Annotated in this window: 15 protein-coding genes; 11 read left to right on the forward strand and 4 right to left on the reverse strand. The window is 48.2% G+C overall.

What is annotated here, in order from left to right:
* Positions 1–185: 185 nt before the first annotated feature.
* From A31E_RS14990 to dosP, 5 genes are all read left to right on the forward strand, one after another.
* On the forward strand, positions 186–1,586 hold the full coding sequence (locus A31E_RS14990; RefSeq protein ID WP_016248697.1) for a glutamate decarboxylase: 1,401 nt from the start codon (positions 186–188) through the stop codon (positions 1,584–1,586).
* 156 nt (positions 1,587–1,742) lie between these two features.
* Positions 1,743–3,278 carry an acid resistance gamma-aminobutyrate antiporter GadC gene (gadC, locus tag A31E_RS14985; protein WP_001516379.1) on the forward strand — a complete coding sequence of 512 codons (1,536 nt, stop codon included), beginning with the start codon at positions 1,743–1,745 and terminating at the stop codon, positions 3,276–3,278.
* 131 nt (positions 3,279–3,409) lie between these two features.
* Entirely contained in the window at positions 3,410–4,729 is a 1,320-nt protein-coding gene (locus A31E_RS14980) for a family 10 glycosylhydrolase (RefSeq protein WP_016248698.1), read from the forward strand.
* A 352-nt stretch (positions 4,730–5,081) separates the two neighbouring features.
* Positions 5,082–6,464, forward strand: a complete 1,383-nt coding sequence (gene dosC / locus A31E_RS14975; RefSeq protein ID WP_000426259.1) for a diguanylate cyclase DosC — start codon at positions 5,082–5,084, stop codon at positions 6,462–6,464.
* A 24-nt stretch (positions 6,465–6,488) separates the two neighbouring features.
* Positions 6,489–8,894: an oxygen-sensing cyclic-di-GMP phosphodiesterase DosP gene (gene dosP, locus A31E_RS14970; RefSeq protein WP_001516382.1), complete on the forward strand. Its 2,406-nt coding sequence runs from the start codon at positions 6,489–6,491 to the stop codon at positions 8,892–8,894.
* Between the two features lie 67 nt (positions 8,895–8,961).
* Here the strand turns inward: dosP and A31E_RS14965 are convergent, their stop codons facing one another.
* Complete coding sequence (locus A31E_RS14965) at positions 8,962–9,885, reverse strand: omptin family outer membrane protease (protein WP_016248699.1); 924 nt, start codon at positions 9,883–9,885, stop codon at positions 8,962–8,964.
* 320 nt (positions 9,886–10,205) lie between these two features.
* Positions 10,206–10,637 (reverse strand): peroxiredoxin OsmC, encoded by a 432-nt coding sequence (gene osmC, locus A31E_RS14960; protein ID WP_000152293.1) that lies wholly within the window; start codon positions 10,635–10,637, stop codon positions 10,206–10,208.
* 322 nt (positions 10,638–10,959) lie between these two features.
* Between osmC and bdm the strand changes: the two genes are divergently transcribed.
* The 6 genes from bdm to A31E_RS14930 all read left to right on the forward strand — a co-directional run bounded on the left by bdm (position 10,960) and on the right by A31E_RS14930 (position 15,148).
* Positions 10,960–11,175 (forward strand): biofilm-dependent modulation protein, encoded by a 216-nt coding sequence (bdm, locus tag A31E_RS14955; RefSeq protein ID WP_000495761.1) that lies wholly within the window; start codon positions 10,960–10,962, stop codon positions 11,173–11,175.
* Positions 11,176–11,265: 90 nt separating this feature from the next.
* Positions 11,266–11,403 carry a stationary-phase-induced ribosome-associated protein gene (sra, locus tag A31E_RS14950; RefSeq protein ID WP_000841554.1) on the forward strand — a complete coding sequence of 46 codons (138 nt, stop codon included), beginning with the start codon at positions 11,266–11,268 and terminating at the stop codon, positions 11,401–11,403.
* 155 nt (positions 11,404–11,558) lie between these two features.
* Entirely contained in the window at positions 11,559–13,256 is a 1,698-nt protein-coding gene (gene maeA, locus A31E_RS14945) for a malate dehydrogenase (RefSeq protein WP_001516384.1), read from the forward strand.
* Between the two features lie 133 nt (positions 13,257–13,389).
* Complete coding sequence (gene adhP, locus A31E_RS14940) at positions 13,390–14,400, forward strand: alcohol dehydrogenase AdhP (protein WP_000642389.1); 1,011 nt, start codon at positions 13,390–13,392, stop codon at positions 14,398–14,400.
* A gap of 185 nt (positions 14,401–14,585) precedes the next feature.
* Positions 14,586–14,864 (forward strand): type II toxin-antitoxin system RelE/ParE family toxin, encoded by a 279-nt coding sequence (locus A31E_RS14935; protein ID WP_016248700.1) that lies wholly within the window; start codon positions 14,586–14,588, stop codon positions 14,862–14,864.
* Entirely contained in the window at positions 14,864–15,148 is a 285-nt protein-coding gene (locus tag A31E_RS14930; RefSeq protein WP_000781370.1) for a HigA family addiction module antitoxin, read from the forward strand. The genes A31E_RS14935 and A31E_RS14930 overlap by 1 nt, the downstream gene beginning before the upstream one ends.
* Positions 15,149–15,375: 227 nt before the next feature.
* Here the strand turns inward: A31E_RS14930 and fdnI are convergent, their stop codons facing one another.
* Together fdnI and fdnH are read right to left on the reverse strand one after the other, a co-directional pair.
* Entirely contained in the window at positions 15,376–16,029 is a 654-nt protein-coding gene (gene fdnI, locus A31E_RS14925; protein WP_000045637.1) for a formate dehydrogenase-N subunit gamma, read from the reverse strand.
* A complete protein-coding gene (gene fdnH / locus A31E_RS14920) occupies positions 16,022–16,906 on the reverse strand; it encodes a formate dehydrogenase N subunit beta (RefSeq protein WP_001240589.1) in 885 nt (294 codons plus the stop codon). Before fdnH ends, fdnI begins: the two co-directional genes overlap by 8 nt.
* Between the last annotated feature and the right edge of the window lie 11 nt (positions 16,907–16,917).

The following is a 16,917-nucleotide window of genomic DNA, read 5'->3' on the forward strand; positions in this document are numbered from 1 at the left end:
GAGTGATATTATCATTGATTATCTTCCTATCTTATTGTTTTTACTTGTCAAAATAAAAGATCCATTTTCAAACAACAAAATAAAATTAGGATTTTGTTATTTGAAACCGAGGCCTTTACGCTTGCTTACTTTATCAATAAATCCTACTTTTTTTAATGCGTTCCAATCATTTTAAGGAGTTTGAAATGGATAAGAAGCAAGTAACGGATTTAAGGTCTGAACTACTCGATTCACGTTTTGGCGCAAAGGCAATTTCCACTATCGCGGAATCGAAACGTTTTCCGCTGCATGAAATGCGCGATGATATCGCCTTCCAGATTATCAATGATGAATTATACCTGGATGGCAATGCCCGACAAAACCTCGCCACATTTTGTCAGACCTGGGACGATGAAAATGTTCATAAGCTGATGGATCTGTCGATCAATAAAAACTGGATCGATAAAGAAGAATATCCGCAGTCCGCAGCAATTGATCTGCGTTGCGTAAACATGGTTGCTGATCTGTGGCACGCGCCTGCGCCGAAAAACGGTCAGGCCGTTGGCACCAACACCATTGGTTCTTCCGAGGCCTGTATGCTCGGCGGGATGGCGATGAAATGGCGTTGGCGCAAGCGTATGGAAGCCGCAGGTAAACCGACCGATAAACCAAACCTGGTGTGCGGCCCTGTGCAAATCTGCTGGCATAAATTCGCCCGTTACTGGGATGTGGAATTGCGTGAGATCCCTATGCGCCCCGGTCAGTTGTTTATGGATCCGAAACGGATGATTGAGGCCTGCGACGAAAACACCATCGGCGTGGTGCCGACTTTCGGCGTGACCTACACCGGTAACTATGAGTTCCCGCAACCGCTGCACGATGCGCTGGATAAGTTCCAGGCCGACACCGGTATCGACATCGATATGCATATCGACGCTGCCAGCGGTGGCTTCCTGGCACCGTTCGTCGCCCCGGATATCGTCTGGGACTTCCGCCTGCCACGCGTGAAATCGATCAGTGCTTCTGGTCATAAATTTGGTCTGGCTCCGCTGGGCTGCGGCTGGGTTATCTGGCGTGACGAAGAAGCACTGCCGAAAGAGCTGGTGTTTAACGTTGACTATCTCGGCGGGCAAATCGGGACTTTTGCCATCAACTTCTCGCGTCCGGCGGGTCAGGTGATTGCCCAGTACTATGAATTCCTGCGCCTCGGTCGTGAAGGCTACACCAAAGTGCAGAACGCCTCTTATCAGGTCGCCACTTACCTGGCGGATGAAATCGCTAAACTGGGACCGTATGAGTTCATCTGCACCGGTCGCCCGGACGAAGGTATCCCGGCGGTTTGCTTCAAACTGAAAGACGGGGAAGATCCGGGATACACCCTGTATGACCTCTCTGAACGTCTGCGCCTGCGCGGCTGGCAGGTTCCAGCCTTCACCCTTGGCGGTGAAGCCACTGACATCGTGGTGATGCGTATTATGTGTCGTCGTGGCTTCGAAATGGACTTCGCTGAACTGTTGCTGGAAGACTACAAAGCCTCCCTGAAATACCTCAGCGATCACCCGAAACTGCAGGGTATTGCCCAGCAGAACAGCTTTAAACATACCTGATAACGTTTAAGTGGTAATGCTGTCCCGGAACGCTCCTGTTTCGGGACAAATTCCAAAGTCTGTTCACTGGCATTAGCAACGGAAAATATTGCTCTGAACACGCTTCAGAACAAGACAGGTGCGGTTCCGACAGGAATACCGTTTTAGGGGGATAATATGGCTACATCGGTACAGACAGGTAAAGCTAAGCAGCTAACATTACTTGGATTCTTCGCCATTACGGCGTCGATGGTAATGGCTGTTTATGAATACCCGACATTCGCAACATCTGGTTTTTCATTAGTCTTCTTCCTGCTATTAGGCGGGATTTTATGGTTTATTCCCGTGGGCCTCTGTGCTGCGGAAATGGCTACCGTGGACGGCTGGGAGGAAGGTGGTGTTTTCGCCTGGGTATCGAATACCCTGGGGTTGAAATGGGGATTTGCAGCTATCTCATTTGGCTATCTGCAAATCGCTATCGGCTTTATTCCAATGCTCTATTTCGTGTTAGGAGCGCTCTCCTACATCCTTAAATGGCCTGCACTGAATGAAGACCCGGTAACAAAAACCATTGCAGCACTCATCATTCTTTGGGCACTGGCATTAACGCAGTTCGGCGGCACGAAATATACGGCGCGAATTGCTAAAGTCGGCTTCTTCGCCGGGATCCTGCTGCCTGCATTTATTTTGATCGCATTAGCGGCTATTTACCTGCACTCCGGTGCGCCGGTTGCTATCGAAATGGATGCAAAAACCTTCTTTCCTGATTTCTCAAAAATTGGCACGCTGGTTGTGTTTGTTGCCTTCATCCTGAGTTATATGGGGGTGGAAGCATCCGCAACGCACGTCAATGAAATGAGTAACCCAGGGCGCGATTATCCATTAGCCATGCTGCTATTGATGGTGGCGGCAATCTGCTTAAGCTCGGTTGGTGGTTTGTCCATTGCGATGGTCATTCCGGGTAATGAAATCAACCTCTCCGCAGGGGTGATGCAAACCTTTACCGTTCTGATGTCCCATGTGGCACCGGAAATTGAGTGGACGGTACGCGTGATCTCCGCCCTGCTGCTGTTGGGGGTACTGGCAGAAATAGCATCCTGGATTGTCGGCCCTTCTCGCGGTATGTATGTCACTGCACAGAAAAACCTGCTGCCCGCCAGCTTCGCCAAAATGAACAAAAATGGCGTGCCGGTAACACTGGTTATTTCCCAATTGGTGATCACTTCAATTGCGTTGATTATCCTCACCAATACCGGTGGTGGTAACAACATGTCCTTCCTGATTGCACTGGCACTGACAGTGGTGATTTATCTGTGTGCTTATTTCATGCTGTTTATTGGCTACATTGTATTAGTCCTTAAACACCCTGATTTAAAACGCACATTTAATATCCCAGGAGGTAAAGGCGTAAAACTGGTGGTAGCTATTGTCGGTCTGCTGACCTCAATTATGGCGTTTATCGTCTCCTTCCTGCCGCCGGATAATATCCAGGGTGACTCTACCGATATGTATGTTGAATTACTGGTGGTGAGTTTCCTGGTAGTACTCGCCCTGCCCTTTATTCTCTATGCCATCCATGATCGTAGAGGCAAAGCGAATACCGGTGTAACACTGGAGCCAATTAACAGCCAGAACGCGCCGAAAGGCCACTTCTTCCTGCATCCACGTGCACGTTCACCGCACTATATTGTGATAAACGACAAGAAACACTAACCCTATCTGAGTGGTGACAGTATAAGGGAGCGATAGTTAATCGCTCCCTTTTTCGTACCAGTTATCGTATTGACTTGCCCCAGATAAGTACGAGAATGAGCAACACATCTGTTTACCGGAAACCAGCATATATGGATATCTGCTCCCGAAACGTGAAATTCGCGCTCAAAAGACCAGCGGCGCTCGTTGCACTGGCTCTTTTACTGTGTAGTTGTAAGACAACACCGCCAACCACAATAGTTACACCACCAGCAGGCTTAAAACCACCAGCAACAGCGCAACAATCGTCGCAACCCATGCGTGGTATCTGGCTGGCCACTGTGTCTCGCCTCGACTGGCCCCCGGTTTCCTCGGTTAACATTAGTAACCCCACCACCCGAGCCAGCGTGCAACAACAGGCGATGATCGACAAGCTGGATCATCTGCAACGTCTCGGCATAAATACGGTCTTTTTCCAGGTAAAGCCCGATGGCACTGCCCTTTGGCCATCAAAAATTTTGCCGTGGTCAGATCTTATGACCGGCAAGATGGGTGAAGACCCCGGTTACGATCCGCTGCAATTTATACTCGATGAAGCCCACAAGCGTGGGATGAAAGTACACGCCTGGTTTAACCCCTATCGCGTGTCGGTTAATACTAAACCCGGAACAATCAGGGAATTGAATAACACCCTGTCGCAGCAACCTGCCAGCGTCTATGTGCAGCATCGCGACTGGATCAGGACATCGGGCGACCGTTTTGTTCTCGACCCGGGCATCCCTGAAGTTCAGGACTGGATCACATCGATAGTTGCAGAAGTCGTTTCCCGTTATCCGGTTGATGGTGTGCAGTTCGACGACTATTTCTACACCGAATCACCAGGTTCACTGCTTAACGATAACGAGACGTACCGCAAATATGGGGGCGCTTTTGCCTCGAAGGCAGACTGGCGACGCAACAATACCCAGCAGTTAATCGCGAAAGTATCGCATACCATAAAAAGCCTGAAGCCTGAGGTCGAATTTGGTGTTAGCCCGGCAGGCGTCTGGCGTAATCGCTCACATGATCCACTCGGTTCAGATACCCGTGGAGCTGCTGCCTATGATGAATCCTATGCGGATACCCGCCGTTGGGTCGAACAAGGTTTACTGGATTATATTGCTCCACAAATTTACTGGCCTTTCTCTCGTAGCGCCGCACGCTATGACGTATTGGCTAAATGGTGGGCAGATGTCGTCAAACCGACCAAAACCCGTCTCTATATCGGTGTCGCCTTCTATAAAGTTGGAGAACCCTCGAAGATAGAACCTGACTGGACAGTTAACGGCGGCGTGCCAGAACTGAAAAAGCAGCTCGATCTTAACGACGCTGTTCCAGAAATTAGCGGTACTATTTTGTTCCGCGAAGATTACCTGAATAAACCACAGACCCAGCAAGCCGTTAGTTATCTGCAAAGTCGCTGGGGAAGCTAATCCCCTTTTTTACTGTGCCATCGCCGGTGATTAAAGCACCGGCCTGTTACCTTTCAAAAAAGTCACATTCTCTTAATGTTAAATTATTTGCGTATAAGCAAATGGCCATAATCTCCTGATTAATTAGTATTAATATGAAAAACAAAGTGATGTTCGTCGCCACCGAAAAATAATCACGATGGGCTATACTCTTCAGAAGAACAGTAGCGTAGATTAAAACTGTCTAACTCGTTTATTTCTCTTCATTACATCTTCATATTTCAGGAGAATATGGTGCAATAAGCCTGTCCAGTGTGTTGCGTTTCGTTTTTTCGATCTCATTTGCCTTTCCAGTCGTATAAGGGGCTGAATTATGGAGATGTACTTTAAAAGAATGAAAGATGAGTGGACCGGATTAGTTGCCCAGGCCGCTCCCATCATTCGCACAAAAGCCGCAGAAATTGCCGTTACCCATGCCCATTACCTGAGCAATGAGTTTTATCGTATTGTACGCACTGACCCGCACGCCGAAGAGTTTTTGAGTAACGAACAGGTTGAAAGACAGCTCAAAAGTGCTATGGAAAAGTGGATTATCAACGTACTCTCTGCGCAAACGGACGATGTTGAAAGACTGATACAAATCCAACATACCGTGGCTGAAGTCCATGCTCGTATTGGCATTCCCGTGGAAATTGTCGAGATGGGTTTTCGCGTGCTGAAAAAAATCCTCTATCCAGTGATATTTTCCTCTGATTATTCGCCTGCGGAAAAACTTCAGGTTTATCATTTTTCGATTAACAGTATCGATATAGCCATGGAAGTTATGACCAGGGCGTTTACCTTTAGCGACAGTAGCGCCGCTAAAGAAGATGAGAACTATCGTATATTCTCATTACTGGAAAATGCTGAAGAAGAAAAAGAACGGCAAATAGCCTCATTACTTTCATGGGAAATAGATATTATTTATAAAGTTCTGTTGGATTCTGATTTAGGCAGTAGCCTACCGTTAAGCCAGGCTGATTTTGGCCTGTGGTTTAACCATAAAGGCCGCCATTATTTTAGTGGTATTGCTGAAGTAGGCCATATCTCCCGCCTGGTTCAGGATTTCGACGGAATTTTCAATCAGACAATACTCCATGCCAAAAATCTGAGTAACAAAAGCCTGCGAGTGAAATTTTTATTACAGATACGAAATACCGTATCGCAAATTATCACTTTACTACGAGAACTGTTTGAAGAAGTTTCTCGCCATGAAGTGGGAATGGATGTGTTAACCAAGCTACTCAACCGCCGTTTCCTGCCGACTATCTTCAAACGTGAAATTGCCCATGCCAATAGAACCGGCACGCCGTTGTCTGTGCTAATCATCGATGTTGATAAATTCAAAGAGATCAACGACACATGGGGACATAACACCGGTGACGAGATCTTACGTAAAGTCTCGCAGGCGTTTTACGACAATGTTCGCAGCAGTGATTATGTTTTCCGCTACGGTGGCGATGAATTTATCATTGTACTGACTGAAGCCTCAGAAACTGACACTTTACGTACCGCAGAACGTATACGCAGTCGGGTAGAAAAAACCAAACTAAAAGCTGCAAACGGCGAAGATATTGTCCTCTCTCTGTCCATTGGTGCCGCCATGTTTAATGGGCATCCTGATTATGAACGTTTAATTCAAATAGCCGACGAAGCTCTGTATATCGCTAAAAGACGAGGTAGAAACCGTGTTGAACTCTGGAAAGCCAGTCTTTAAATGCGCCCGGATGCAGAGGTAATCATGAAGCTAACCGATGCAGAAAATGCCGCTGACGGCATTTTTTTTCCCGCCCTTGAACAAAATATGATGGGGGCGGTGTTAATTAACGAAAATGATGAAGTGATGTTTTTCAACCCAGCCGCAGAGAAGCTCTGGGGATATAAGCGCGAAGAGGTCATTGGCAATAACATCGATATGCTCATCCCCCATAATTTGCGCCCTGCACATCCTGAATATATCCGGCATAACCGTGAAGGTGGTAAAGCGCGTGTCGAAGGAATGAGCCGGGAATTGCAACTGGAGAAAAAAGACGGCAGTAAAATATGGACACGATTTGCCCTGTCAAAAGTGACTGCCGAAGGGAAAATTTATTATCTGGCGCTGGTTCGGGATGCCAGCGTTGAAATGGCGCAGAAAGAACAGACCCGGCAGTTGCTCATTGCCGTAGACCACCTCGACCGACCTGTGATTGTGCTCGATCCTGAGCGTCATATCGTGCAGTGCAATCGCGCATTTACCGAAATGTTTGGCTACTGCATCAGCGAAGCCAGCGGTATGCAACCCGATACGCTACTTAACATTCCTGATTACCCGACAGATAACCGCATTCGCTTACAGCAACTATTGTGGAAAACCTCCCGCGATCAGGATGAATTTCTGTTATTGACGCGTACGGGTGAAAATATCTGGATTAAAGCGTCTATCAGTCCGGTCTATGACGTGCTTGCTCATCTACAAAACCTGGTGATGACCTTCTCAGATATCACCGAAGAACGGCAAATCCGCCAACTGGAAGGCAACATCCTCGCCGCCATGTGCAGTAGCCCACCGTTTCATGAAATGGGTGAAATCATTTGCCGTAATATTGAATCCATTCTTCATGAATCACACGTATCGCTGTATGCATTGCGTAATGGGATGCCAGTGCATTGGGCATCGTCCTCTCATGAGGCAGATGTAAAGAATGCACAAAGCTGGGCTGTCACCATTCGCCAGCGTGATGGTGCGCCTGCGGGGATACTGCAAATCAAGACCGCGGCAGGAACAGAAACCAGTGCATTTGTCGAACGTGTGGCAGATATCAGCCAGCATATGGCCGCACTGGCGCTGGAACAGGAGAAAAGCCGCCAGCACATCGAACAGCTAATTCAGTTTGATCCGATGACCGGTCTGCCAAATCGCAATAATCTGCACAATTACCTTGACGACCTGGTCGATAGAGCCGTCTCTCCGGTGGTGTATCTTATTGGCGTCGACCATATTCAGGATGTGATCGACAGCCTCGGCTACGCGTGGGCCGATCAGGCATTGTTAGAGGTCGTTAATCGTTTTCGCGAAAAACTCAAACCCGATCAGTATCTCTGCCGCGTTGAAGGTGCACAGTTTGTCCTCATTAGCCTGGAGGATGAAGTAAGCAACATTACCCAAATCGCTGATGAGCTACGCAACATCATTAGAAAGCCGGTCATCATTGACGATCAACCTTTTCCTTTAACCTTAAGCATTGGTATCAGTTACGACGTTGGCAAAAACCGTGACTACCTGCTTTCTACCGCCCACAATGCGATGGATTTCATTCGCAAAAATGGCGGCAACGGCTGGCAGTTCTTTAGTCCGACAATGAACGAAATGGTTAAAGAGCGGCTGGTATTAGGTGCGGCGCTGAAAGAAGCGATCAGCAACAACCAGTTGAAACTGGTTTACCAGCCGCAGATCTTCGCGGAAACGGGTGAACTGTACGGTCTTGAAGCTCTTGCTCGCTGGTACGATCCGCAGCATGGTCATGTTCCCCCTTCCCGGTTTATTCCCCTCGCGGAAGAGATTGGTGAAATTGAAAACATTGGTCGCTGGGTCATCGCTGAAGCCTGTCGCCAGTTAGCAGAATGGCATAGCCAGAATATTCACATCCCGGCGTTATCCGTTAACTTGTCTGCGCTGCATTTTCGCAGTAATCAACTACCCAATCAGGTTTCCGACGCGATGGAAGCCTGGGCGATTGACGGCCACCAGCTAACAGTGGAAATCACCGAAAGCATGATGATGGAACACGATACGGAGATCTTTAAACGCATCCAGATCCTGCGGGATATGGGTGTAGGTTTATCCGTCGATGATTTCGGCACCGGCTTTTCTGGTTTATCACGCTTAGTCAGCCTGCCGGTAACAGAAATCAAAATTGATAAAAGTTTTGTCGATCGTTGTCTGACTGAAAAACGCATTCGCGCCTTGTTAGAAGCTATTACCGGCATTGGACAAAGCCTGAACTTAACCGTAGTGGCTGAAGGTGTAGAAACAAAAGAACAGTTTGAGATGTTACGCAAGATCCACTGCCCCGTTATTCAGGGCTATTTCTTCTCACGCCCTTTACCCGCCGAAGAGATCTCTGTCTGGATGTCTACTGCGCTACCGCTTCAAATCGACGTTTAGTAAATCTTGCCCGCACTGGCGGGCAAGATTTCATGTATTCGTATTAAGCTATTTGCGCGCCGCTATATTAAAATCTGTACATAATACCCGCACCAATAATGTAATTATAATTCTGCATCCCAGGTGAATCTTTATCTTTTACACGTTCACCATTTTCTTTATGATAAATTGTTGTGTTACCAACATCATTAGAGAATCTACTCCATGATATTTCTGTAAAAATACGCGCCTGTGGATTAATGTTATACCCCACGTTAATAAGACCTGAGTAATATTTTTGGTTAGATACTTTATCTTTAAATGTAATGTTGCTCAAGTAATGCTGATCTGTGCCTTTCCCTTCTCCCCAGGCGCTATATTTAAATTGCGTTATAATATCAAAATCATGGTAGATATATTTACCAGAAAGACCTAAATAGGGAGCGCTGAATTTTTGTTGGTAACCAATAACTTTTTGGCCATGAGGAATATCACCAATGTCGGCACCGTTGTCATAACTATAGTAACCGCCTTTCGCCAACCAACTGAAACGCGTCTCCTGATAGCCTAACACAGCGCCTAATTGGTAGTTTTGTTCCTTTAAAAACCAACCTGTCATATTGAGATCAAACTGATTTGCAAAATTTAACCGTGTTGCAGGATGATGTGACCAATCGCTCCAGTGTTGTTGCCCCGGTTCCAGCCAGTCATAATCATCCATTAGCGCACCGGCAGAAGCAAGCGTCGTCCAGCCGTTGGCATTAAGAGTCAGCCATGAGACTGCATCCCAGGTTACGCCCATTTTAACAATGGGCGTATTTTGAATTTTCCAGTCCAGTTGGCTAAGTGTGCCACTATTACTATAGACAAACTCACCTGACTCACCATTCAGAAATGAAAGAGAAGCATCAACAAAAACACTGTCAGGTGAGAAATTAAATTCTGAAGATGCACTTGCATACTGGCTTAGATAAATTAACACAATAAAAAAAGAGACCTTTTTCACCGACATGGCTTCATCCTTATTGAACAATATCAATTAGCAAATTAATTGAAATGAATTAATTTAAATAGATTTGAATTGGTTAAAATTAACTAAGTCTTACAATGGCACATATGATTCGCACCATCAAACAGAAAACATAAATAACCCAATATTTACTGATATTCTGAACGAAGTATAAATTCATAACCTGATGCAATAATGATTTTTTATGCGCAGAGGGGATAATGAGCAGAATAAAGATGCGGTTTAAATACGAGATCTCATTGAGATAAGGACAAAGTATCTGTGTAGATAACTTGCCGGATGACGCATCATCCGGCGAGAATTTATGCTTTCAACTGGTAATCCAGCGTAATTTCCGCTTTCAGTACCTGAGAAACCGGACATCCTGCTTTTGCTTTCTGGATAATACCGTCAAAGGTGGAAGCATCAATGCCCGGAACGGCGACTTCGCTTTTCAGTGCAATTTTAGTAATCGCAAAACCGGCATCCACTTTATCCAGTGATACATCGGCAGTGGTATCAATCGATGTTGGTGTGAATCCCGCTTCCCCCAGCATTAATGAAAGCGCCATCGAGAAACAAGCGGCATGTGCTGCACCAATCAGCTCTTCCGGGTTGGTTCCTTTTGCGCCTTCAAAACGCGTGTTAAACCCATACGGTTGTTGGTTCAGCACACCGCTCTCGGTAGATACTGTTCCCTTCCCGCGTTTGATATCGCCTTCCCAGTGTGCCTGACCTTTCTTATGGATTGTCATTGTTGCTCTCCTGTGGGCTTAAAAAGGAAATTATAGACTACGGGAGAAACAGCAAGAGGATAAGCAGGATATTCCGAATTAAACCGGCTAAAAAAATCACCTGCGCATTTAAATGGAATGACCGCACCGGATGTCTGGAAATATAGGATTAAAACGATACCCCAACAAATAAAAACCAATAACATCATGCATTTAAAATATAAAAATCACCAACCAGGATTATTCCTGGTAACGAGACAATAAATATTTGCCATGCTGAATGTGCTTTATAAATCTGCGAGGCGTAGCAGACACCATAAATACACAGACAAGGAGGATCACTATGTTTACTTATTATCAGGCAGCAAATTCCACCGCAGAACCCGCTCTGGTTAACGCCATTGAGCAAGGCCTTCGGGCAGAGCACGGTGTTGTCACTGAAGATGATATTCTCATGGAGCTGACCAAATGGCTGGAAGCTTCTGATAACGACATCCTCAGTGATATCTACCAGCAAACTATTAATTATGTGGTCAGTGGCCAGCACCCTACACTTTAAGCTGCTATGCTTGATCCGCAACCTTAGGGGTTACGTTTCTTCGCTTTGGCGAATTGTCCTTAAAACTAGTAACAGGATTGAGGAGTTAAAATGAAATCGAACCGTCAGGCCCGTCATATTCTTGGACTGGATCATAAAATATCTAACCAGCGCAAAATAGTTACCGAAGGTGACAAATCCAGCGTGGTAAATAACCCAACAGGCAGAAAACGCCCCGCTGAAAAGTAAGTTTTAACAATCCGTCCTCAATGACGATTAAACACCATTGCCAGCGCAATGGTGTTTTTGTTTTTATCTGCTTTATACTTGGGCCGACGCCCTGGCGGTAAAGCAAAGACGATAAAAGCGCCCCAGGGATGGATATTCAAAAAAGAGTGAGTGACATGGAACCAAAAACAAAAAAACAGCGTTCGCTTTATATTCCTTACGCTGGCCCTGTACTGCTGGAATTTCCGTTGTTGAATAAAGGCAGTGCCTTCAGCATGGAAGAACGCCGTAACTTCAACCTGCTGGGGTTACTGCCGGAAGTGGTCGAAACCATCGAAGAACAAGCGGAACGTGCGTGGATCCAGTATCAGGGATTCAAAACCGAAATCGACAAACACATCTACCTGCGTAACATCCAGGACACCAACGAAACCCTCTTCTACCGCCTGGTGAACAATCATCTTGATGAGATGATGCCCGTCATTTATACCCCAACCGTCGGCGCGGCCTGTGAACGTTTCTCCGAGATCTACCGTCGTTCGCGCGGCGTGTTTATCTCTTACCAGAACCGCCACAATATGGACGACATCCTGCAAAACGTGCCGAATCACAACATTAAAGTGATTGTGGTGACGGATGGCGAACGTATCCTGGGCCTGGGTGATCAGGGTATCGGCGGGATGGGCATTCCAATCGGTAAACTGTCGCTCTATACCGCCTGTGGCGGCATCAGCCCGGCGTATACGCTGCCGGTAGTATTGGACGTTGGCACCAACAATCAGCAACTGCTTAACGACCCGCTGTATATGGGCTGGCGGAACCCGCGTATCACCGACGACGAATACTATGAATTTGTTGATGAATTTATCCAGGCCGTGAAGCAACGCTGGCCTGACGTGTTGCTGCAGTTTGAAGATTTCGCACAGAAAAACGCGATGCCGCTGCTGAACCGTTATCGCAATGAAATATGTTCCTTTAATGATGACATTCAGGGGACCGCCGCGGTAACGGTCGGAACGCTGATAGCAGCCAGTCGCGCGGCGGGTGGTCAGTTAAGCGAGAAAAAAATCGTCTTCCTCGGCGCTGGCTCTGCGGGATGCGGTATTGCGGAGATGATCATCGCCCAGACCCAGCGCGAAGGATTAAGCGAGGAAGCGGCGCGGCAGAAAGTGTTTATGGTCGATCGCTTTGGCCTGCTGACCGACAAGATGCCAAATCTGCTGCCTTTCCAGACCAAACTGGTGCAGAAGCGGGACAATCTCAGCGGCTGGGATACCGACAGCGATGTGCTGTCACTGCTCGATGTGGTGCGCAATGTCAAACCGGATATTCTGATTGGCGTCTCCGGACAGGCCGGGCTGTTTACGGAAGAGATCATCCGCGAAATGCACAAGCATTGCCCACGCCCAATCGTGATGCCTCTCTCTAACCCGACATCACGCGTCGAAGCCACGCCGCAGGACATTATTGCCTGGACCGAAGGTAATGCGCTGGTCGCCACTGGCAGCCCGTTTAATCCCGTGGTATGGAAAGATAAAATCTACCCTATCGCCCAGTGTAACAACGCCTTTATCTTCCCGGGGATCGGGCTGGGCGTTATTGCTTCCGGCGCGTCACGCATCACCGATGAGATGTTGATGTCGGCAAGTGAAACCCTGGCGCAGTATTCTCCTCTGGTGCTGAACGGCGAAGGTCTGGTATTGCCGGAACTGAAAGATATTCAGAAAGTCTCCCGGGCTATAGCTTTTGCGGTCGGCAAAATGGCTCAGCAACAAGGCGTGGCGGTGAAAACCTCCGCTGAAGCTTTACAACAAGCCATTGACGATAATTTCTGGCAAGCCGAATACCGCGACTACCGTCGTACTTCCATCTAAGTCTCTGCCCGGTAGTGAACACTGCCGGGCAATTTTTCTCTCCCTTTTTCAGATCTCATCCATACTGGGTAGTGGCGAATAAATCTCATTTGCCTCACCTGCTATGCAGAACATCATCCGAAAAGGAGGAACTATGAAGGCTGCGGTTGTTACGAAGGATCATCATGTTGACGTTACGGATAAAACGCTGCGCTCACTGAAACACGGTGAAGCTCTGTTAAAAATGGAGTGTTGTGGTGTATGTCATACCGATCTTCATGTTAAGAATGGCGATTTTGGTGATAAGACCGGCGTAATTCTGGGGCACGAAGGCATTGGTGTGGTGGCGGAAGTTGGCCCTGGAGTAACTTCATTGAAACCAGGCGATCGCGCAAGCGTAGCATGGTTCTTTGAAGGATGCGGTCATTGCGAATACTGTAACAGCGGCAACGAAACCCTCTGCCGTTCAGTTAAAAATGCCGGATACAGCGTTGATGGCGGGATGGCTGAAGAGTGCATCGTGGTCGCTGATTACGCGGTCAAAGTGCCGGATGGCCTGGACTCGGCTGCCGCCAGCAGCATTACCTGCGCGGGCGTCACCACCTATAAAGCGGTGAAACTGTCAAAAATTCGCCCCGGGCAGTGGATTGCTATCTACGGTCTTGGCGGTCTGGGCAACCTCGCCCTGCAATATGCGAAGAATGTCTTTAACGCCAAAGTGATCGCCATTGATGTCAATGATGAGCAACTGAAACTGGCGACCGAGATGGGCGCTGATTTAGCAATTAACTCACGCTCTGAAGATGCTGCCAAAATTGTGCAAGAGAAAACCGGTGGCGCTCATGCCGCGGTGGTGACGGCGGTAGCAAAAGCCGCATTTAACTCGGCAGTCGACGCCGTTCGCGCAGGTGGGCGTGTCGTGGCTGTAGGTCTACCGCCGGAATCTATGAGTCTTGATATTCCACGGCTGGTGCTGGATGGCATTGAAGTCGTAGGTTCGCTGGTCGGCACGCGCCAGGATTTAACCGAAGCCTTCCAGTTTGCCGCCGAAGGTAAAGTGGTGCCAAAAGTCGCCCTGCGTCCGTTAGCGGACATCAACACCATCTTTACCGAGATGGAAGAAGGTAAAATCCGTGGCCGTATGGTGATTGATTTCCGTCGCTAAGAGTCCTTTGCTGCGACTGCCATGTTCGGGTCGCAGCCTGTTTTGCGAGACGCTTTCCGCAATTTCACTCTTCTTCTTTTCCTCCCCGATCTTTCCCCTCACAATTCGCGAAAACGTAGCGAAATTTGTTGCGCTGCACGGAACAATAGTGATAGTGTTCCTTTCGAAGGAACAAGGATGAAGAGATGATAATGAATTTCAGACACAAGGGATTGCGTGACTTGTTTCTTCTCGGCAAAACCTCCGGCGTTATACCGACGCAAGTCAAACGATTACGCCACCGACTCGCTGTGATTGATGCAGCAAGCTGTCTTGCTGATATCGATATGCCCGGTTACCGACTACACCCGTTAAGCGGCGATCGCGATGAAATTTGGACGATATCTGTCTCGGGCAACTGGCGAATCACATTTGAATTCGTCAATGGCGATGCATACATACTGGATTACGAGGACTATCACTGATGAAAATGGCCAATCATCCCCGCCCGGGGGACATTATTCAGGAATCACTGGACGAACTTAATGTCAGCCTGCGCGAGTTTGCCAGAGCAATGGAAATTGCGCCCTCAACGGCAAGCCGATTGCTGACCGGAAAAGCAGCTTTGACACCAGAAATGGCGATTAAACTTTCCGTGGTGATCGGCAGTTCGCCGCAAATGTGGCTGAATCTGCAAAACGCCTGGAGCCTGGCAGAGGCTGAAAAAACGGTGGATGTGTCGCGACTGCGCCGTCTGGTTACGCAATAAAAAAATGGCACCTTATAAAGCGCCATTTGAAACTGATGACAAACGCAACATTGCCCGATGCGCTACGCTTATCAGGCCTACACTTTCACTGCAATCTATTGGATTTGAACGGTTTGTTGGCCGGATAAGGCGTTCACGCCGCATCCGGCATGAACAAAGTGCACGTTATCTACAATAAAAAATGGCGCCTTTTACAGCGCCATTTTCAGCTTAAAGCTCAAAAGAGATTATATCCCTTCTTCACTCTCTTTTTTCGCTTCGGCCTTCTCGATTTCACGATACCAGCGCGGATGGTGTTTCTTCGCCCAACGACGGCTCACCTTTCCTTCGACCATCCCTTTAATCGACCCTTTCACCCAGAATGCCATATACATATGGATCAGGATGGCGTGGATCAGGATGATACCCGCGGCTGCGTGGATCAGCAGACTGTAGCGGACAACCTGAATCGGGAAGTACTGCGCAAAGTACGGACGCCAGATAATCACCCCGGTCACCAGCAGCACGAAAATCATGCTCATGATCGACCAGAACATCATCTTCTGCCCGGCGTTGTACTTACCGACATCCGCCACTTTGTGCTCATTACCTTTCAATACTTCGACAATGTTCAACAGCCACGGAATATCTTTCTTATCCGGGATGTTGTGATGCACAAAGCGGAAGAACATAAACATCAGCGCGACAAAAATCGCAATGCCGAAGAATGGGTGCAAAATGCGTCCCATCTGCGGCGTACCGAAGGTTTGCGTCAGCCATTGCAGCGTCGGGAAGAAGAACGAAATCCCGGAAAGTGCCACCAGGAAGAAGCAAATCACCACGGTCCAGTGACAGGCGCGATCAATAAACTTGGTGCGCACAATCATTTTCGACTTACTCATGATTTCCCTCCTCGTCATCGTCCACTTCCTTATTCGGGCCAATACCGATGTAGTGGAAAATCAACCCGGCAAAGGTGGCGATAAAGCCAGCCGCTGCCAGCGGTTTCAACGCGCCTTTCCACAAGTTCACCGAAGTATCAATCTTCGGCTCCTTCGGCAGACCGTGATACAGCTCCGGCTGATCGGCGTGATGCAACACATACATAACGTGCGTGCCACCAACCCCTTCCGGGTTGTAGACGCCAGCATGTTCGTAGCCACGCGCTTTCAGTTTCGCCACCCGCTGTTCCGCCAGCTCCAGCATCTCCTTCTTGGTGCCGAAGTGGATCGCCCCGGTCGGACAGGTTTTCACACAAGCCGGTTCCTGGCCGACGCTGACGCGATCGACGCAGAGGGTGCATTTATATACCCGGTTATCCTCTTTGTTGAGGCGCGGAATATTAAACGGACACCCGGCAATGCAGTAACCACAGCCGATGCAGTTTTCCGACTGAAAATCGACAATGCCGTTAGCGTACTGAATGATTGCACCGGCAGACGGACACGCCTTCAGGCAGCCCGGATCTTCACAGTGCATACAGCCGTCTTTACGGATCAGCCACTCCAGCTTACCGTTCTGTTCGGTTTCGCTAAAGCGCATCACCGTCCAGGATTTGGCGCTCAGATCGGCGGGGTTATCGTAGACCCCGACGCAGTGCCCCACTTCATCACGGATGTCGTTCCACTCCGAACATGCCACCTGGCAGGCTTTACAGCCGATACAGGTGGAAACGTCGATAAGTTTCGCGACTTCTGCTTTGTAATCACGCACCTGCGAAGGCGGCGTGATGGAGTTAGTTGCGGACCTTTTGATAATGTCCTGCGTTTCCATAGCCATCTGTTCGCCCC

It is taken from the genome of Escherichia sp. KTE159 (assembly GCF_000408805.1).
Taxonomy (GTDB): domain Bacteria; phylum Pseudomonadota; class Gammaproteobacteria; order Enterobacterales; family Enterobacteriaceae; genus Escherichia; species Escherichia marmotae.